This window comes from Paenibacillus sp. FSL H8-0332, assembly GCF_037963835.1.
Classification (GTDB): domain Bacteria; phylum Bacillota; class Bacilli; order Paenibacillales; family Paenibacillaceae; genus Paenibacillus_AQ; species Paenibacillus_AQ rhizoplanae.
Map to the genome: position 1 here is coordinate 656,474 of NZ_CP150145.1, position 19,361 is coordinate 675,834.

Annotated in this window: 17 protein-coding genes; 7 read left to right on the forward strand and 10 right to left on the reverse strand. The window is 54.0% G+C overall.

From position 1 onward, the window contains the following. Window positions 1-39 precede the first annotated feature (39 nt). Genes NST43_RS02825 through NST43_RS02835 form a run of 3 tightly spaced genes read left to right on the forward strand, consistent with a single transcriptional unit; the run spans window position 40 to window position 3,118 of the window. Window positions 40-921: a sugar ABC transporter permease gene (locus tag NST43_RS02825; RefSeq protein ID WP_339222422.1), complete on the forward strand. Its 882-nt coding sequence runs from the start codon at window positions 40-42 to the stop codon at window positions 919-921. After that, the gene (locus NST43_RS02830) at window positions 921-1,754 is read left to right on the forward strand and encodes a carbohydrate ABC transporter permease (RefSeq protein ID WP_036731277.1); all 834 of its coding nucleotides are present in this window, start codon (window positions 921-923) and stop codon (window positions 1,752-1,754) included. Before NST43_RS02825 ends, NST43_RS02830 begins: the two co-directional genes overlap by 1 nt. A gap of 59 nt (window positions 1,755-1,813) precedes the next feature. Further along, window positions 1,814-3,118, forward strand: coding sequence for an extracellular solute-binding protein (locus tag NST43_RS02835; protein ID WP_339222423.1), 1,305 nt, complete (start codon window positions 1,814-1,816; stop codon window positions 3,116-3,118). Window positions 3,119-3,224: 106 nt separating this feature from the next. On the opposite strand, the gene NST43_RS02840 is transcribed toward NST43_RS02835, so the two are convergent. Beyond that, entirely contained in the window at window positions 3,225-3,413 is a 189-nt protein-coding gene (locus NST43_RS02840; RefSeq protein ID WP_339222425.1) for a hypothetical protein, read from the reverse strand. Between the two features lie 119 nt (window positions 3,414-3,532). On the opposite strand from NST43_RS02840, the gene NST43_RS02845 reads away from it, so the two are divergent. Beyond that, on the forward strand, window positions 3,533-4,459 hold the full coding sequence (locus NST43_RS02845; RefSeq protein ID WP_339222426.1) for a LysR family transcriptional regulator: 927 nt from the start codon (window positions 3,533-3,535) through the stop codon (window positions 4,457-4,459). Window positions 4,460-4,552: 93 nt separating this feature from the next. On the opposite strand, the gene NST43_RS02850 is transcribed toward NST43_RS02845, so the two are convergent. Beyond that, window positions 4,553-5,389, reverse strand: coding sequence for an AraC family transcriptional regulator (locus NST43_RS02850; RefSeq protein WP_339222427.1), 837 nt, complete (start codon window positions 5,387-5,389; stop codon window positions 4,553-4,555). 119 nt (window positions 5,390-5,508) lie between these two features. On the opposite strand from NST43_RS02850, the gene NST43_RS02855 reads away from it, so the two are divergent. Beyond that, window positions 5,509-7,539 carry a beta-galactosidase gene (locus tag NST43_RS02855; RefSeq protein ID WP_339222428.1) on the forward strand — a complete coding sequence of 677 codons (2,031 nt, stop codon included), beginning with the start codon at window positions 5,509-5,511 and terminating at the stop codon, window positions 7,537-7,539. Between the two features lie 374 nt (window positions 7,540-7,913). Here the strand turns inward: NST43_RS02855 and NST43_RS02860 are convergent, their stop codons facing one another. Genes NST43_RS02860 through NST43_RS02870 form a run of 3 tightly spaced genes read right to left on the reverse strand, consistent with a single transcriptional unit; the run spans window position 7,914 to window position 11,883 of the window. Then, complete coding sequence (locus NST43_RS02860; RefSeq protein WP_339222429.1) at window positions 7,914-9,098, reverse strand: Ger(x)C family spore germination protein; 1,185 nt, start codon at window positions 9,096-9,098, stop codon at window positions 7,914-7,916. Next, the gene (locus NST43_RS02865) at window positions 9,091-10,194 is read right to left on the reverse strand and encodes a GerAB/ArcD/ProY family transporter (protein WP_339222431.1); all 1,104 of its coding nucleotides are present in this window, start codon (window positions 10,192-10,194) and stop codon (window positions 9,091-9,093) included. Before NST43_RS02865 ends, NST43_RS02860 begins: the two co-directional genes overlap by 8 nt. Before the next feature lie 30 nt (window positions 10,195-10,224). Next, window positions 10,225-11,883 carry a spore germination protein gene (locus tag NST43_RS02870; protein WP_339225320.1) on the reverse strand — a complete coding sequence of 553 codons (1,659 nt, stop codon included), beginning with the start codon at window positions 11,881-11,883 and terminating at the stop codon, window positions 10,225-10,227. A gap of 201 nt (window positions 11,884-12,084) precedes the next feature. On the opposite strand from NST43_RS02870, the gene NST43_RS02875 reads away from it, so the two are divergent. Beyond that, on the forward strand, window positions 12,085-12,642 hold the full coding sequence (locus NST43_RS02875; protein ID WP_209992173.1) for a DUF1273 domain-containing protein: 558 nt from the start codon (window positions 12,085-12,087) through the stop codon (window positions 12,640-12,642). Window positions 12,643-12,741: 99 nt separating this feature from the next. Here the strand turns inward: NST43_RS02875 and NST43_RS02880 are convergent, their stop codons facing one another. Further along, the gene (locus NST43_RS02880; RefSeq protein WP_339222433.1) at window positions 12,742-14,199 is read right to left on the reverse strand and encodes an amidase family protein; all 1,458 of its coding nucleotides are present in this window, start codon (window positions 14,197-14,199) and stop codon (window positions 12,742-12,744) included. Between the two features lie 418 nt (window positions 14,200-14,617). On the opposite strand from NST43_RS02880, the gene NST43_RS02885 reads away from it, so the two are divergent. Then, entirely contained in the window at window positions 14,618-15,544 is a 927-nt protein-coding gene (locus NST43_RS02885; protein ID WP_339222434.1) for a DUF6612 family protein, read from the forward strand. Window positions 15,545-15,639: 95 nt separating this feature from the next. Here NST43_RS02885 and NST43_RS02890 read toward each other — a convergent pair whose 3' ends face one another. From NST43_RS02890 to NST43_RS02905, 4 genes are all read right to left on the reverse strand, one after another. Continuing rightward, the gene (locus tag NST43_RS02890) at window positions 15,640-16,383 is read right to left on the reverse strand and encodes a hypothetical protein (RefSeq protein WP_339222435.1); all 744 of its coding nucleotides are present in this window, start codon (window positions 16,381-16,383) and stop codon (window positions 15,640-15,642) included. A gap of 156 nt (window positions 16,384-16,539) precedes the next feature. After that, on the reverse strand, window positions 16,540-17,055 hold the full coding sequence (locus tag NST43_RS02895; protein WP_339222437.1) for a hypothetical protein: 516 nt from the start codon (window positions 17,053-17,055) through the stop codon (window positions 16,540-16,542). A gap of 176 nt (window positions 17,056-17,231) precedes the next feature. Beyond that, window positions 17,232-18,665, reverse strand: a complete 1,434-nt coding sequence (locus NST43_RS02900) for an ATP-binding protein (RefSeq protein WP_339222438.1) — start codon at window positions 18,663-18,665, stop codon at window positions 17,232-17,234. Next, window positions 18,653-19,333 (reverse strand): response regulator transcription factor, encoded by a 681-nt coding sequence (locus NST43_RS02905; RefSeq protein WP_339222440.1) that lies wholly within the window; start codon window positions 19,331-19,333, stop codon window positions 18,653-18,655. Before NST43_RS02905 ends, NST43_RS02900 begins: the two co-directional genes overlap by 13 nt. Between the last annotated feature and the right edge of the window lie 28 nt (window positions 19,334-19,361).

Consider the following 19,361-nt stretch of genomic DNA (forward strand, 5'->3'; position numbering starts at 1 on the left):
CATAAACAAGTGAGTGAGTAAAAGAAAGGGGGGCCATACATGCGCAGCAATAAATTGTCCCAGTTCGGTCAGCAGGTATTTTTCGTTGGCCCGGCATTATTGTTTTTTACCTTGATCATGATTGTTCCGTTTCTGATGGGGATGTACTACTCCTTCACGGACTGGAACGGCGTATCCGGTAATGTAAGCTGGGTCGGCTTTGAGAATTTTAAAAGTATTTTTACGAATGATCACGACTTCTGGTCATCCTTCTGGTTTACCGTGAGGTTCACCGTGCTGGGTGTGATCTTGACTAACGTAGTAGGCTTCTTCCTGGCCTATCTGTTGACCAAACCTTTGAAGACACGGAATATGCTCCGGACCATTTTTTTCATGCCGAATGTGATCGGGGGCCTGCTGCTCGGGTTCATCTGGCAGTTCATCTTCATCAAAGGCTTCGCCACTATGGGCGATCTTACCGGCCTGTCCTTCTTCAACCTTCCCTGGCTCGGGGATGCGACCACCGGCTTCTGGGCGATTGTCATGGTCTTCATCTGGCAGTCCTCCGGCTATCTGATGGTCATCTACATCGCTTCGCTCAGCAACGTCTCCAAAGAGGTGCTCGAAGCTGCCGAGATTGACGGAGCCTCCCGGATGCAGGTGCTGCGTAACATCATCCTTCCGCTGATTATGCCTGCGGTTACGATCGGACTGTTCCTGGCGATCTCCTGGTCCTTCAAGATGTTCGATCTCAACCTCTCGCTGACCAAGGGCGGACCGTTCAAATCTACGGAATCTGTAGCGATGAACATCTATAACGAAGCCTTCCTGAACAACCGTTATGGTCTGGGTACGGCTAAGGCGCTGTTATTCTTCCTCATTGTAGCGCTGATCACTGTCATTCAGGTTCGTATAACGAAGAGCAAGGAGGTAGAAGCTTAATGAATGCCAAGACCAAAAGCAGATGGAATATCGGCATTGAAGTGATTATGATCCTTCTGGCGCTTCTGTTCCTCTCTCCGTTCTACTTCCTGCTGGCGAATTCGGTGAAATCCTTCGGCGAGATTCTGAGCGACGCGGCAAGCTGGCCGCAGACCTTCATGTGGTCGAACTATGCGAATGCCTGGAAGCTGGCCCGGTTCTCCGAGGCCTTCCGCAACTCGCTGATCATTACGATCATCAGTGTAGCACTCATCTCGCTATTCAGCGCGATGGCGGCGTACCGCATGGTGCGTGCCAATAACCGGTTCAACCAGATTCTGCTGCTGCTGATGGTAGCGGCGATGGTGGTTCCGTTCCAGACGATTATGATTCCGATCCTGAAGGTTGTGAATGTCCTGGGCGTGAACAACTCCTTCACAGGTCTCATTATCTCCCATCTGGGCCTTAGCATTCCGATGGCGATCTTCCTGTTCCACGGCTTCATCAAGTCCGTGCCGCTGGAGATTGAAGAGGCGGCTACGGTAGATGGCTGTAACCCGATCTCGGCGTTCTTCCGGATTGTATTGCCACTGCTGAAGCCGATGCTGATGACTATTATCGTGCTGAATGCCCTGGGAATCTGGAATGACTATCTGCTGCCGTCCCTGATTCTTCAGGCACCCGGACTGCGTACGATTCCGCTGGCGACCTTCTCCTTCTTCGGCCAATACACGAAGCAGTGGGATATGGCGCTTCCGGCACTGACCATCGGGATTGCCCCGATCGTCATCTTTTATCTGTTCATGCAGCGTTACATTGTTGAGGGAATAGCGGCTGGCTCGGTGAAGGGTTAATTCACCGGGCTCCCGTTCCACATAAGAAGCAGTTAAATTATTCAAGGGGGAAATATCAAATGATGAAGAAACATTCTGCACTGATGTTGTCATCCGTAATGCTAATGTCAGTAGTGCTCGCGGCTTGTGGCGGCAATGCCGATAAGTCTGCCTCAAATAATACTTCTAATGGAAGCGCTGGCAATAGCGGCGCTGTGAAGACCGTTAAGATTTTTCAGTTCAAGACCGAGATCGTGGAAGGCCTGAATGAGCTGAAGGTGGAATTCGAGAAAGAGCATCCTAACATCAAGCTGGATATCCAGACCGTGGGCGGCGGCGCAGACTATGGTGCAGCGCTCAAGACCAAATTCGCGTCCGGCGATGCTCCTGATATTTTCAGTAACGGCGGGTATGCCGAAATGGCACTGTGGGCTGACAAACTGGAAGACCTGTCGGACCAGCCTTGGGTAAAGGATCTGATTCCACTTGCAGCAGAGCCTATGACCAAGGACGGCAAAACCTACGGGATGCCAATGAACCTTGAAGGAATCGGTTATGTATACAACAAGGACCTGTTCGCCAAAGCCGGGATTACAGAGACGCCAAAAACCATTTCCCAGCTTGAAGAAGCAGCTAAGAAGCTACAGGCCATTAACGTAACTCCGTTTGGCAACGCCTATCAGGAATGGTGGCTGCTGGGGATTCAGGGGATTAGTGTAGCTTTTGCACAGCAGGATAATGTAGATGAATTCATCAAGGGCCTGAACGACGGAACTGCATCCATTGTGGGGAATGAGAAGTTCAAGGATTGGAGCAACCTGTTGAACCTGACGGTAAAATACGGCCAGAAGAATCCTCTGACCACGGATGCTAACACTCACCTGGCGCTGTTCGCCAAGGGCGAAACGGCTATGATGCAGGAAGGCAACTGGGCACAGACGCTGGTGGACAACATTACGCCGAACATGAACATCGGGATGTTCCCGATGCCAATCAACGACGATGCGGCCATGAACGATAAGCTGTCGGTGGGCGTTCCGGCGAACCTGGTAGTGAACAAGGAATCCGGCTCCAAGGAAGAAGCGAAGACGTTCCTGAACTGGCTGGTCACTTCGGATATGGGGAAAGAGTATATCGTGAAGAAATGGAAGTTCATTCCTGCGCTGTCCACCATTCCGGCAACTCCTGAGGATATCGGTCTGCTGGGTGCGGATGTCTGGAATTATGTAAAAGAAGACAAGGTCTATGGATTGCAAGCATCCAAATTCCCTGATGGCGTCACTCAGGAATTCGCCAGCTCCATTCAGGAATTGATTGCCGGCAAAGTGGATGAAGCCGGCTGGGAGAAGGGCATGCAGGCTGCCTGGGATAAGCTGAAGAAATAAGCAGCAGCGCTTAAGTAAGCGAAGCAATGAAGGACGCTCCAGTCTCCCTCCGAATAGGAGAGAAGACAGGGCGTCCTTCGTGTATCCGGTGGCGGAGGGCGATTCATCAGACGGAAGGATAGCGTTGATTTCCAGAGGTGCGGGAGAGGGCAGGGGTAATCTGCGGAGTCTGGGACTGTGCTTGCCGCAGCCTGTCCAGCAGGTCATAGACGGTGGTAATCTGCTTCGTATCTATAGCTAATGCGGTATCTTCCGGGCTGCCGGGGATCTTGAAATTCCACTGTTTATTTCCCATGAGTATCACTCCTTCTTTGGTATTTTTATCATAAGCTGTGGAGCGGATCATGTATAATGAAGGGAAATGATGGTGGCCATCACTGCGGCTGATGGGTGATCCGGGGGGAGCGATGCAGCATGGATACGGGTCTTCTCAAAGTGTTTCTAGCGGTTGCCGAAGAAGGAAGTATCTCAAAGGCAGCTCAAAGCCTGAACTATGTGCAGTCTAATGTGACCGCAAGAATCCAGCAGCTGGAGCAGGAGCTGAAGACTCCGCTGTTCTACCGGCATAGCCGGGGAATCACCTTGACCTCGGCCGGACGGACGTTCCTGGAGTATACGGTCAAGATTCTTAATCTGCTGGATGAGGCCAAGCTGGCGGTACTGGATTCGCCGGTTCCGACAGGCTCTATTAGCGTTGGCTCGGATACGACGGCGGCAGTGTGGCTGCCTGCTATCCTGTCCACATACCGCGGGTGCTACCCGGATGTGGAAGTTCATCTTAAGGTTGGACGGGCGGGAGAGCTTCTCGAGTCGGTTCTGCAGCATAACGTGCAGGGGGCCTTGATGGACGGACCGGTGGAGCACCCGGAGCTTGTTCAGGAGCTGCTCATCCAGGAACGGATCGGGCTGGTGATTCCTGATACGATGGACTATCAGGGTATCCGCTCTGTTCATGACAAGACCCTGCTGATGCTGAATTCAGAATGTCTGTACCGGAGCAGGCTGGAGAGCTGGCTGGCGGAAGAGGGCGGACGGCTGGGCAAGGTAATGGAGTTCGGGACAATGGAAGGACTGCTCGGCTGCGTAAGGGCGGGAATTGGCTATGGGGTGCTGCCGTTATCCTATTTCACGCGGATGAATGTCACGGAGGGGATCCGGATCTATCCGTTCCCCGAGCAGTATGCAGAGGTGCCGACGGTATTCATCCGGCGGCGCGACCTCTATATGACGAGCGCGTTCCGGATGTTCATAGAAGAGCTGAAGGCAGGGCTGCCGGAAGCGGTGAGCGGTACAGACAGGCTGCAAGGCAGCGGCGGTGCCGTGGAGGAACAGGCGCAGTGAAATTATACGCGCAGTATAAGATCATATATTCATGCCGCAAAAGACGGATACCCCACTTAGGTGGAGGGTATCCGTCTTTTGCATGTTCAGGGGTTAGTGCAGCTTCCGGAACTGCTCCGGCGTAACCGCCGACTGCTTGCGGAAGGTGGCGACGAAATGGCTGACATCGCGGAAGCCGACCAGCTGCGAGATGGCCTTGACGGTAAGCAGAGGCTGGGCGACCAGCAGTTCCTTGCTCTTGCGGATACGTAGCCGGACGAAATAAGCATAGGGCGAGAGCCCGAAGGTCTGCAGGAACAGGCTGTTCAGATATCTGCCGGACACCTCAAGCCGGGAGGCGAGATCACTGAGACCTATCTCGGGATCGCCATAATGGCTGTCCATCCATTTCAGCAGCGGCTGAAGCTTGTCTACATTGCGGGAGATCGCCGTGTTGTTATGCAGCTGCCCGTATTTGTTCAGGGTCAGCAGGAACCGGTAGGCATCGCTGGATTCGCCGAGGCTGAACATGTCATTCGAAGCATCGTGGCGGTCCAGCATCTCCTTCAGCATCCATTGCAGCGGCGCCCCGCTCTCCCAGCGGTAGAACAAGCTGGTGTTCATGCCAAGCGACTCCAGAATATGCCGGGCTGAAGTCCCGCCGAAGGTGAGATAATAGGTGCGCCATGCCTCGGATGAGAGTGCTTCATAGCGGTGCGGAGTACCGGGCATCAGCAGAATGCCGCTGCCTTCGGTGAGGGTGAGCTTCTTGTTGTCGAAGTGGAACATCCCTTCGCCATACGCCGTTTGCAGCCAGTGATAGGTGTGATAGCCTTGCGGCCGGGATACTTTTTCCTGATCGGGATTATAGCCCATACTATCCAGCGTGATGGGGAGCAGCTGGCCGCTCTCCTGGGCGAATACGATTCTGCGGACGGCATCCAGTGACATTCTGGTTCATCTCCTGTTGTTCCATATTATTATATTCAAATTCATTAATATTATATTTATAGCGATAGAGATAGAGATTAAAATAAGAATATACTTATACTATAAAGGATGTGCGTAGTGTGATCAACGAGAAGTTACCTAAGATCTGGTACGGTGGAGATTATAACCCGGAGCAATGGGAGGCCCCGGTCTGGGCGGAGGACGAACGGATGTTCAAGCTCGCGGGCATTGACGTAGCAACCATCAACGTGTTCTCCTGGGCGCTGATTCAGCCGTCTGAGGATACGTACGATTTCAGTGGTCTGGATGAGTTAATCGACCGCTTATATAAGAACGGCACATATGTATGTCTGGCTACGGGTACCGGGGCACATCCGGCCTGGATGGCTCACCGCTATCCGGAGGTAACCCGCGTGGATGTTCAGGGCCGGAAGCGTAAATTCGGCGGTCGCCACAACTCCAACCCGAACAGCGCAGTCTACCGCAAATATGCGTCATTGCTGGCCGGTAAGCTGGCTGAGCGCTATAAGGATCACCCGGGCCTGGTGGCCTGGCATATCTCCAATGAATATGGCGGATATGATTACTCCGAGCAGTCCGAGGCTGCTTTTCGTGTCTGGTTGAAGGACCGCTATGGAACGCTGGATGCGCTCAACAAAGCCTGGAACACCCGGTTCTGGGGCCATACCTTCTATGACTGGGAGGAAATCGTTGTTCCGAATGAACTCAGTGAAGAGTGGGGCGGCAACCGGACCAACTTCCAGGGAATTTCTCTGGACTACCGCAGATTCATGTCGGATAGCCTGCTGGAATGCTACATCCTCGAATATGAGGCCATCAAGGAGCACAGCAAGGATATTCCGGTTACGACCAATCTGATGGGTTTCTACCCGGAGCTGGATTATTTCAAATGGGCCAAATATCTGGATGTAATCTCTTGGGATAACTATCCGTCCTTGGACACCCCGGTCAGCTATACGGCGATGACGCATGATCTGATGCGCGGCCTGAAGAACGGCCAGCCGTTCATGCTGATGGAGCAGACGCCAAGCCAGCAGAACTGGCAGCCGTACAATTCCCTGAAGCGTCCCGGCGTCATGCGCCTCTGGAGCTATCAGGCGGTAGCGCGCGGTGCTGACACCGTGCTGTTCTTCCAGCTGCGGCGGTCCATCGGCGCTTGCGAGAAATACCACGGAGCGGTCATTGAGCATGTAGGGCATGAGCATACCCGCGTATTCCGCGAATGTGCCGAGCTGGGCCGGGAGCTGGAAAGTCTGGGCGGCGAACTGCTGGATGCACGCAGTGCGGCGCAGATCGGGATTGTCTACGACTGGGAGAACCGCTGGGCGCTTGATCTCTCCAGCGGCCCGTCTGTTGCACTGAAATATGTGGACGAGGTCCATAAGTATTATGATGCGCTCTATCAGCAGAATATTGAAGCGGATATGATCGGCGTAGAAGAGGATCTGTCGAAATATAAGATTGTCATTGCACCGGTGCTGTATATGGTGAAGCCGGGCTTCGCCGAGAAGGTCGAAGCCTTCGTCCAGGCAGGCGGCACCTTCATTACGACCTATTTCAGCGGCATCGTCAATGAGAACGATCTGGTCACGGTTGGCGGTTATCCTGGAGAGCTGCGCAAGGTTCTCGGCATCTGGGCCGAGGAGATCGACGCCCTGCTGCCGGGCATGAGCAATGAGATCGTGATGAACAAGGAGTGGGGCTCCCTTAACCGTTCATATGGCTGCGATCTGCTCTGTGACCTGATTCATACCGAAGGCGCAGAAGTGCTCGCTGAATATGGTACGGACTTCTATAAAGGAATGCCGGCCCTGACCGTGAACCGCTTCGGCGCAGGCCAAGCCTATTATGTGGCGACAAGCCCGGATGCCGCCTTCCTGCGCGGATTCCTGGGGAACCTATGCGCTGATAACGGCATTGCTCCACTGGTCAGCGCACCGGCAGGCATTGAATCCGTCCAGCGTGTGAAGGATGGCGTATCCTACCTGTTCCTGCTGAACCACGCCGCTGAGGATCTTAGTGCGGATATCGGCACCGGCGAGCGGACCGATCTGCTTACCGGGAAGAAGTTCAGCGGCTCCACTCCAGTTCCTGGGCGCGGCGTGCTGATTCTCTCGGATAAACAGTAACCGGCTACACCGACGTTAAAAAAGCAGCGATTCTCCCGTAATAGGAGAATCGCTGCTTTTTGTTTTTGTATACTCCAGCATGAAAATGAGCAGCGCGCCTAAAAACAGAACGTCATCTGTTCATCTATTTAACAAATTTTAACGAAAAACCGAACACAATTGGACTGGACGCGCCACGTAGGCCGAATGTAAACGAAAAACCGCTTAAACAGCGGAGAGGACGGAACGAATGTGAAAAAGCGATAGCGGTCGCCTTGGTCTCCGGATTTTTACCGATTAGGAAAATAAATAAAATCTGGAGACCACAGCGATTGGAACATCGGTCCGTTCACGCAGCGTCCATCCAAGTGCTTAAGTTGTTGATCCTGCTTGTGCTATAGCGTGAAGGAACCGAAGTCTGTAATCTTCAAATCCACTTCAAGATGAATGGGAGTCCGGCTGAACACCTCATCCCAGTGGTCCTCCAGCTTGCGCCATAGGGCGGGTTCCTGAATCTTGAGCATGCTGGAGAATCCGATGGCATCTGCCTTGTAATCGGACTGCAGCTTGTGGAACAGGCTCTGCATCATCTGCTCCAGCCGTTTTTTGAACAGCTTCTCTGTTTGCCCAGGCAGATGTGTGGCCGCAGGGTATTCCTCTTCGTTCCAGGTCTCACTCAGCCGTCCTTCCGTGGTAAGCTTGACGTCGAAGGACAGATGGTCACCGTCTACTTTGGCAGTGATTTTACTTTTCATGGCCTTGAGTTCATAGGTGATCGGCTCATTGCTCCAATCATAGGTTTTGATGACACCGCTCTTCCCTCTGTTGGTCAGCCAGGACAGGCATTCGGTGTCCTCCTGATTCAGCGCTCCCACCCAGTGCCCGGTATCTCCCTTGATCACCCCGGCTCCAGAGAACTCCACCTCGCCGTTCGCCGTCACCAGGTTCTGCAGCGCATAACTGCGTTTGGAGTACATGAAGGAATCCAGCTTGGATAAAATAACCGGGGCCAGCACCTTGCTGGTTCTCTTCTGATTACGCATCATATCTCTGATGTGAAAGGCAGGGATTACACTCTTTTGCTTGGAAATCATCGTCTCCTCAGCCCGGCCCTGGCTTATGAATACCATTGTACTGGGGCGGATGTCATTGTCCCGAAGCACGAAATCCATTAGCTGGTCCATCGTCTGCTGCTTAAGCAGCTCGCTGGACACGACAATCACCTTAAGGTGATGCCCGATAATGGGCCGTTCACGCAGGATGGAATACTGGCGGAAGATCTCCAGCACAGAGTCTCCGGTTCCTCTTACATTCATATAAGGAGCTTCGCTGCCGTTTGTACTCTCTACACCTCCTACAGAATTAGCCGGAACCATCTGAACCGTAGCTGTTAGCTTATTCCGCTTGGTATAAGTTGCGCCTAGTTCCTCCAGCTTCTGCTCTGTGGGCGACAGCTCCGCAGTATCCAGAGCCAGCCCGGCGTATAGAGCCAGATCCTCAATCTCCTTGCTGCTCCAGCAGGAGGTCTGTGTAGCAAGAATCATCAGGCTGCACAGCAGTACCAGGATTCGTCTACACATGCTGCTTCAGCCCCTTTGCACGGACGAGCCACACCATCGAGAGCAGGGCAGGTACGAGCAGGAACAGAAGCGCGCCCAGCCTGCCGATGGCATCCCCGAGTGCAAACAGGTCGTTTAAGGACTTCGGCACCATCGCCGAGATGAACAGAAGCGGAACCAAGGCATAAATAACCGGATGGACCTTAAGCTTGAATATCTGTGAAATGCCCAGCGAGGCCTGGAAGAAAAAGCTGCTGAAGTTGCAGAACATCTGCATCAGCCAGATGACCATGAACGGGAATTCCATCCGCTCGAAGAAAAATCCCGGCACCTCAAAGGTGCGCATCAGGTCGATGGTGGGCCAGGTGCTGGTGCTGGCGGAATTAATAGAAATCCCGCCGATGACTATAACAACGGTCACGAAGTAGATTCCTACCATAATGGACAGACCTCCAAGGATAGCTTTGACAGCTTGCTTAGGTTCCTGCATGAATGCTACAAGCGTCATAGTAACTTCACAGCCTGTGAATACAAGCACTGTGGATTTCAGTCCTGCGAATACGGGAGCCATTCCATTGCCAAGTACAGGCCGCAGATGCTCGATATCAAATATCCGCAGGCTGAGGACGAAGGAGATCAGCAGAATCATAATACTGATTGGGAACACAATGGTATAGACACGGGCAATGGAATTGATCCCCCCGTACACCAGATAGGTGCTCAGCCAGATAAAAGGCAGAATCACCGCCCAGATAGGGGTCCCTTCCAGCAGGAAGAACAGGGTGACCTCAGCCAGTGTGCGGATCTCAAAGCCGGCGATAATGATGAAATACAGAATGAGCAGCAGGGACAGGGCTCCCCCGATGAACCGGCCGGTGATCCGGCCGGCATATTGGAAGACGGTTTGTCCCGGGAACTGCTGGCTGATCTTCACCATGACTAGTACAGCGAGCATTACAATCGCTCCGCCCAGCAGGACGGAAATCCAGCCATCCGGAGTTTTGACACTCTCGCTTACACTGCGCGGCAACGTAAGAATCCCCGCGCCCAGCAGCGTATTGTTCAAGAAAACGGCGGTTTGTGCAGCTGAAATTTTGTCATCGGTGCGTATGAACATGATACGTCCCCTCCTTACGCGCAGGCGCGTTTATGACTTACGTTTGTTCTGCCGGGTCTTCATCATGAGAGGTCTGCGCTTCATCAGAGCCATCGGAGCGCGCAGGAACAGATCCTTCCAGTCACTGAGACGGAAGGGGGAGATCGGCGACAGATAAGGCACGCCGAAGCTCTTGAGCTTGCTCAGATGGCAGCAGATCAGCAGGAAGAACAGAATGGTACCGTACATCCCCAGCACAGCTGCAAACAGCATGCCGGCGAAGCGCAGCAGCCGCAGTGTGATCCCCGCGCTATACATAGGAATGGAGAAGGAGGAGATGGCGGTTACGGCAACCGTAATAACCAGAAACGGACTGACGATACCCGCCTGTACCGCTGCATCGCCGATGATCAGACCGCCGACGATGCCCATCGCCGGACCGATCGGCTTCGGCAGCCGGATACCAGCTTCCCGCAGGATCTCGATGGAGACCTCCAGAATCAACACTTCAATCAGTGAAGGGAAGGGCACGCCCTGCCGGGTCTTGATGATCGTAATCGCAAGCTCCGTAGGGATCAATCCCGGATGATAGGAGATGAACGAGATGTAAAGGGCAGGAGCCATCAGGGCAAAGAAGGAGGCGCCAAAACGCAGCAGCCGCAGCAGGGTGCCCGGAAGCCAGCGCTCGTAGTAGTCTTCCGGCGACTGCAGCAGCATACTGAAGGTCACCGGCGCGATGAGCACGAAAGGCGTACCATCCAGCATAATGGCAATCCGTCCTTCGAGCAGGGCGCTGATGACTCGGTCCGGCCGTTCTGTGTTCTGAAGCTGCTGGAAGGGACTGAGGTAATTATCCTCAATCAGCTGCTCGATATAACCGGATTCGGCCAGGAAATCAAAGTCGATTTTGCAGATCCGGTTCTTGACCTCCTCCAGCAGGTCGGGATTGACGATATCCTTCATGTAGGCGAGGACAATGTCCCGCTGAATCGTGTTGCCTGCCCGGTAAGACTTCATCTCAAGCTGGTCATTGAAGCCCTGGCGGCGGAGCATGGCCGTATTCTCGCTAAGCACCTCGGAGAAGCCCAGCCGGGGGCCGCGGAGCAGCGCTTCGGAGACCGGCTCGCCAATCGAGCGGTTAGCAGATCCGGGCAGCTCTACCAGGAGCCCGCAGGGCAGGCCTTCAATCAGCAGACCGCCATGTCCGAAGAGGAGGAGTTTATTGAAGTTGTCTATAGCCGCCTCTTCTTTAAGCTCACTGAAGGGGAGCAGCCGGCCGGCAATTTCTCCGGAAGACAGAGGACCGGCGGGCAAGTCGTACATCAGAAACTGCATAATTTGCATATTCAGCACCCGGTCATTCTGCATGCCGCTAATATGGATAAGCACGGCCCGTGCACCGGAATGGGCGATCGTGAATTCTCTGAAATGCAGATCGCTGTTGCCTCCGATGGCGGCTTTCACTGCAAGCAGGTCCGAATTGTAGTTACCGCTGAAGGAAGCAGGGCGTGGTGTGTCAGAATGCGCAGGAACCGGCGGCTGTGACTGGCGGGCGGTTTTGGTGCCATAGCCAATCTGCCCCCGGCCGCTTCCTACGAACCGGTAGAGCGATCTGTATATATATCTAAGGAACAATGGAACAAGCAGAGCCGCACCCGCCTGACCAAAGATTGCCCAGCCGGGTATAAACGATACAATGGTAGCGAACAGTGTGATCATCCCCAGCCGTAGAAATTAAGAATCCTTGACGCGAACATATCCTTGTTCATGAAGTTTTCCAAAGTTTGTTTGAATTTAGTCATTTTACCGAAAAATATAAATCAAAACCGGATGAGTTACAGGGTATATAATATTTAATAGAGCTAATTGTTCAGCACAGCGGAAATTATGCGTTCAGGAAAGAGGCAGCACATGAAAACTCTACTAGTCACAGGCTACCGTGCCCACGAGCTGGGTATTTATGACAGCAAGCATCAGGGCATTCCCTATATCAAAAAAGCGCTCACGAACAGGATTGTACCGCTGGTGGAGGAGGGGCTGGAATGGATCATCACGCCCGGACAATATGGCGTCGATCTGTGGGCCTGCGAGGTGGTACTGGAGCTGAAGCAGCAATACCCCGGACTGAAGCTGGGCATTATTACGGCACATGCGGCGCCGGAGGAGAAGTGGAAGGAAGAGAAGCAGAATGAGTACCGCCGTATTGTTGCCGGAGCCGACTACTACGGTGCCGTAAGTAATGCGCCCTATGACGGAAGCTGGCAGTTCCGCGCCAGAGATGATCTGCTTTTCCGCAAAAGCGACGGGATACTGTTGTTCTATGACGAGGACGCCGCAGAAGGCAGTGCGAAGTTCACTAAGGAGCGTGCCATGAAGCTGCATGCCGAAGGCGAGTACGAGCTGTATCTGATGCACGCGGAGGAGATTCAGAACATCGCTGACGAAGAGAGCCAGCGGCACTATGAATAAGGGGGACCAGCTATCCGCAGCTACGAGCTGCGCACCTGGGGCCTGTCCCATGAAGGCAACAGGCATATGGGTATAGCCGCAGATTAAGGCGGGGCAGGGTCAGATGAAGCTTTTCAGCGAGGGGGCCTTCCGCACCTTATAGTTCTGTTCATACGCGTAAGCGAGTCTGATCAGCACCGGCTCCTCATAAGCGCGGGCAGAGAAGGTTACGCCGAAGGGGGCACCGGCTGAGGTATAGCCTGACGGCACAACGATGGATGGGTAGCCGGCTCTTGAGGTAATCCGTGCGCCGAAGTCAGCGGGAAACAATAGGGCGTCGAGCTGATGCTCACGCATCGTGGCGTCGATCCCCTGCTCCTTGCAGAGCCGGAGATCCGTCATGCGGTCACGCAGATATTGCGGCTCGGTGAAGGTGCCCGAGGTCGTATATTCAGCATCCAGCAGCGTAGCTTGCCCGAACTTCAGCGTTTGCACCGGATGGGCATGGTTGAAGTCGATAATATCCTTCAGGGTGCGCATTGGGGCACCCGGACCCAGGCGGGCCAGGTAAGCGTTCAGCGAGGTTTTGAATTCATTCAGCACCACGGACGAATAGCCGATCTCCCGCGCCGTTGTAATCTCTGCCGGATCTATGATGGTTGCCCCAAGCTCGCGCATTCTCTCCACAGAAGCATTGAACAGCGCCAGCTGCTCCTCCGTCAGCTCCTCGAAGTAATAATCGCGCGGAATTCCGATTCTTGCTCCCCGCAGACCATCTGCATCCAGGAAGACAGTATAATCCTCATGAACCTTGCCTCTGTTAGGGCCCATGGCGGCATCCTTCTCATCCTGCCCGAGCAGGGCATTCAGCAGAAGAACAGCATCACGGACCGTTCTAGCCATAGGTCCGGCGGTATCCTGTGTACTGGAGAGTGGCAGAATGCCGGAGCGGCTGATCAGCCCCACCGTGGGCTTAATACCGATAATAGAGCCGAGATTGCCGGGATTGAGGATCGAGCCGGAGGTTTCTGTTCCAACGGATACCGTGCAGAAATTGCAAGCGACCGCTACCGCAGACCCGGCGCTGGAGCCGCCTGTCGGTGTGGAGATATTGTAGGGGTTAAGCACCTGTCCGCCCCGGGAGCTGTAGCCGGAGGGCATACCATTCGTCATGAAGTTGGCGAATTCCGTCATGTTGGCTTTGCCCATAATCACGGCCCCCGCTTCGCGCAGCCGGACAGTGATGAAGGCATCCTCTCCGGCAAAAGAATCCGCCAACGCCAGCGAGCCCGCGCTGGTATGCATGTTGTCCCCGGTATTAATGTTATCCTTCAGCAGCACCGGTATGCCGTGCAGCGGTCCGCGCGGGCCTTGATGCAGACGCTCGGTATCCAGGGATTCAGCGATGAACAGCGCATCCGGATTAATCTCCAGCACGGAATTGACGGTCAGGCCGCTTTTATCATGATCGGCAATGCGCTCAAGATACATCAGGACTAATTGTCTGGACGTAATCTCTCCGGAATCCAGAGCAGCCCCAATCTCAGCAATAGTAGCCTCTACGATTTCAAAACTCATGCGGTCCACGCTTCTTCCCTTTAGGATTTATATAGATTGTTCTTGTAAGTTTTTCGGACCGGGAATGCGTGACTCCAAAGAATGTTTGGCCCTCCGGCCGCTGTTGTCCCCAGATTTCTTAATTTACACCGCTGTATGCGGTAGAAATCCGGTGACAAAGGCGGACGCTACCGCTCCTACAGTTCCAAAATTCTCTTCTGTCACTTTCCTTGTCCTTGTGTTTCCAAATTCAATATATATATTGGTTTCTCCATATATAAGCATAGTTTTGCCTGTCTTCATAGTCTTCTTTTTTCACCTGGACGACCATGACTTTGGATGTAACTTTTAAAAGGCTGATTAAAAGGGGTACTCCTGTGGTTAATACATCACAAGATTTAACAATACTACTTGCTGATATTACTAGGAGGAATCGAACTTGAAGAAATGGACTACGATATTTATGGGTGTTATGCTAAGTGCTGCCTTGGCTGGCTGCGGCAATAATGAGGAGCTCAAACCATCGGAGGGGGCTGCAACGGCTGCGCCTGCTGGAAATGCAGCTCCGGAAGCGACCGCATCGGTTGCGCCTGCTGAACAGACATCGGACGGAGTTCCAAGTGTGGAAGAACTGATCCAGAAGACGGCTGAAGCGGGAGCTGAGCTGAAGGGCTTCGCCATGGAGTCGCAGGTGAAGCAGAAGATTATGATTAAACAAGGCGACCAGAATACAGAACAAGCGACTGATATGACAATGAAATCTCAATACACCAAAGACCCGCTGCAAATGCATCAGGAAGTGGATATGAAGACCAGTCAAGGCGACCAGAAGATGGAGCAATATGTTACGGCTGACGGCTTCTACTCGCAAGTGAACGGCCAATGGATGAAGATGCCTTCTTCCATGAGTGAGCAGGTCGTAACGGCTATGAAGCAGTCGGCTAGCCCTGAGAAGCAGCTGGAGCAATTCAAGGCGATTTCCGAAAAGACGAAGGTCACCGAGGATGGTGATAACTATATGCTGGAAGCAGAGGTATCCGGTGATGATGTCAAAGAACTGGCGAAGACTTATATGAACCAGGGCGGCAGTTCCGATCCGCAGATGGCTGCCATGATGGAGCAGATGAACATCAAGAGCATGAATATCGCGTATGCGGTGGATAAGAAGACTTACTTCCCGACCCGTACAGATGTTACCATGGTCATGGATATGACCAGCGGAGATCAGACCGTATCGATTGATATGAAGATGAATGCGACCATCAGCGATCACAACAAGGTGGATGAAATCAAGATTCCGCAGGAAGCGCTGGACGCGAAGGAAGTTGAAATGCCGGCAGCACCGGCTGCCCCAACCACTCCGTAACAGGCATACCCAGCTGAATACAAGTGCAACACATGCAACCGGCGCTGCCGCCCCTACTAAGGACGGCAGCGCCGGTTTTGGTGTGCGTTGTCATTTTACAGATTAAACGAGTTGCTTATCATACCAAAGGCTGCTCCGGCTATGACAGAGGTGATCAGCTTGTAGAAAATATATCCGGTCACAATGTTGGCGATGGCAATCGGGTATAAGGTATCAATTCCCCGGCTGCCGGCGGTGTTCAGCGGATATTGAAACAAAGTCGTGTTCATGCTGATGAAGACGAACAGGAAGGACAACGTCAGCAGTGTGGTCGAGAAGGAGTACAGGCTGACAGCGAGCGACAGGATCGCCAGCACCAGCAGCGCTACCGCCGGAACCAGCAGCGTCCCCATCCGGGTAATCAGCAATTTGAAATCGAAGCTGACCTTCTCCAGCCGGAGAACGGCATAAGTGGCTCCGCAAGCAACGGCAAGACCTGCCGCCGTCAATAGCAGGGGCTTCAGGAAGCCGGGGCCGAAGATAGCCGAGACATCCCATTTAATGAACAAGGTGAGGAAATATAAGGCCGTCAGTAATGCCGTAAGCCCCATAGTGATCAGGCTATTCATGAAATGGGCCACAGGAATTTCCCTCATTGTACTGTAAGGGCGGGTAAGGGCTCTCAGGTAAAAGCTCCAATACTGCTTGCCTACCGCCTGTGCCTGCTTTACACGTTCATCCTTGAGCAGGTTATTGAACTGTTCACTTACCTTGCGCTGGGGCTGCGGTTGCGGTTGCCCAGGTTGGTTGTTTGGCCCCTCAGGATTCGTGAAGGGTGCTCCGCCTTCCGGATTGTTCATTGTGATTCCTCCTTGTGAAATATATGGAAAATGCCATTGGCTCTAGTATAAGGGGACTCACCGGGAAATTCTATAAATTTGCCGGAATATGCAGAAATTCATGCCAAAAAGCCCGTAAATCGTCGATAGACGTCGATTTACGGGCCCGGGCTATTTCTATTCGTGTGGTTCGTCCGCCACCCGGGCAAAGCCCTCTTCAGCGAGATATTCCTCCGCTTCAGCCGTCGTCTCGAAGGCCATCTCAAGCTGCAGTCCGGCATAGAGATACCACAGATCCTCCTCGAATCTCAGGCTCAGCGTATGCCCGTCCTCATTCGTCCACAGCGACTGCGCTTCAGCTCCGCCAGTCTGTGCTTTTTTCTTTCTTTTGGAAGGAGCAGGGGCCTCGGGAATGTACATCAAGAGAGAAGTGATGGACGCATCCAGCAGCTCGCGCAGTGCAGTCTCCGAATAATCGCGGATATTAACCAGTCCCTTATCATCCGTCTCATAGCCCCGCAGCAGCCCTGCATACACGAAGCCGTTCCCGTTCGGGTGAATATGCGAAGCCACGGTCTTCTTGTCGTGACGGCTCTGCTCCAGGTGATAATTCACCCTTCCCAGCGAGACCTTCCGCGCCTCCAGCTGGGGATAGGAATCAAGAATAGCTATTTTCTGTTCAAAAGTAAGCATATACGCCTCCGGTTTCCACTTGAAATATAAGAATTTATATGTTGCACACGATATATTATCCTTCTATTTCTCACTGAAACGGTCCCGTCCTCTAAAGGACGGCAATGCCGTTTCCACTTGTAGTCAGTTGATTATACCATGCAGCGGGGTGCTGGACTACCACGCGCTTCCCCGGTTTATGACTCTGCCAACGGGAGCCGCAGCACGAAGGAACAGCCCTGCGGCGGATGGCTGCCCAGCTCCAGACTGCCGCCCATAGCCTCGGCCAGCAGTCTGCTGAAGGTCAGGCCCAGCCCGAGTCCGCGAAGCAGGCTCTGCTTGCCCGAGCTGCGGTAGAAGGCTTCGAAGATCCGTTCCCGGCTATCCGGATGGATGCCCGGCCCGTTATCCGTAACGGTGATTTGGGCCTGTCCCTGCGGCGTAGCCGTAAGCTCAAGCTTCAATTGAAGCTTGCGGTCCGGCATCTTCGCCTGCAGGCTGTTGCCCAGCAGATTCACGATAATCTGCTGGATGCGCAGCGGATCTCCCCGCAGCACAAGCGGGGTCTCCGGCAGTAGCAGGACGGGCTTACTGACCTCTTCGCTCTGGGTCAGCATCCATTGATAGAGGATTTCCTCCAGCAGCGGGGCTGCTTCAAGGTTATCATGACGGACGGCAACCATGCCCGCTGTCAGTGCGTTGTAGTCCAGCAGATCAGCGACCATGTGCTGCAGCCGATCGGTCTCAAGCAGAGCGATATCGAGGAATTCCCCGGCCTCCTCGCCTTCGACAACCCCCTCGCGTACCGCATGGAGCAGTCCTTTGATCGAGGTGACCGGTGTCTTCAGCTCATGGGATACGCCGGCCAGCATGATGGCCCGCGATTGCTCGAACTGCTGCAGCTTGCCCGCCATCTCCTGGAAGGAGACGAGCAGCTCCTGAATCTCGCGCTCCCTGGCCCCGGTCTCAAGCACGATATTATACTGGCCGCTGCTGATCTGCGCGGCGGCGGCAGCCACCCGCTGAACCGGCTTGGCCAGCTTGATCGACAAGAGATAGATCGTCAGCCAGCTTAAAATAATCAGGAAGACGATGATAATCGAGAAGAAGGTGATCTCCTCCGTCGGAATGTGGCGCAGGGAGCGCTTGGACTGCATAACCAGCACTTGCCCCAGCGTGCCCTGATCCCCCTGGATCTGTGCGGCAGCGGCTTTGTATTCAGAGGTCCGTGAATCAGTCAGGCTATCATTGAGCTTGTACCGCATCTCCTCGTCTGTCATCGGGGGCTGGGAGTACAGCAGCTCGCCTTCAGGTCCGGTGATAATTACACACATCTCCTCGGTTACCTTGAAAAAGCGTTTGCGGTCCTCCACCAGCTTATTCAGGCTCGGGGTAATCGCTAATTGACCGTCTGTGTCCACGCTGCGGTCAGCGATCTCCTGCGCCAGCAGGCCGGTCGTCTGCATCCGGTTGTTCATCGCCTCCTGCTGAATCCACCAGAAGGTGAACAGCGCCGTCACCAGCAGCCCGATGCTGATGATCAGCAGATACCGCAGAGTCCAGTAAGTGAGGATGGAGGTGGTCTTCTTCTTTTTGTCGTCGTTCTTCTTACTCTTATTTATGTTGTCCATAATTGATAACCTGTTCCTCTCAGTGTGCGGATCTCGCCTTCACGGTCCGGCCAGTGCGACAGTGCCTGACGGAGCCGCTTGATGGAGAGATCAACGGCCCGGTCGCTCCCATCGTAATCCATCTCCCACACATGCTCCAGCAGTTGGTCACGGGTGCAGATCTGATTCGGGCGCTCGGCCAGGAACAGCAGCACCGACATGTCGCGCGGGCTGAGGCTGACCTCCGCCCCGTTCAGAAAGATGCTGCGCGCCGAGAAATCGATGAACAGGCTGCCGAAATGGCGCTTGCGGCTGCCGTCCGACCACTGCGAGGGACGGCGCAGCACGGCCTTCACCCGTGCGACCACTTCCTCGGGAATGAAGGGCTTGGACATATAGTCGTCGGCCCCGCCGTCCAGTCCCGCGAGCCGGTCGTGGATGCCGTCCCGGGCGGTGAGCATGATGACCGGGCAGCTGCTCCGCTCACGGATGAGCCCCAGCAGCTCGAAGCCGTCCATCTCCGGCAGCATAATATCGAGCAGGACCAGCGAGGGAGGCGCCTCCTCGAAGGCGTCCAGGGCACTCCGGCCGTTTGCGGCCCGGGTCACGTGGAAGCCTGCTTTTCGCAGATAGGCACTAAGCACCCGTGCGATGGCTTCTTCATCCTCTACGATGAGTATCGATTTCATGAGCTTCAGTCTCCTATTTAAAATTACG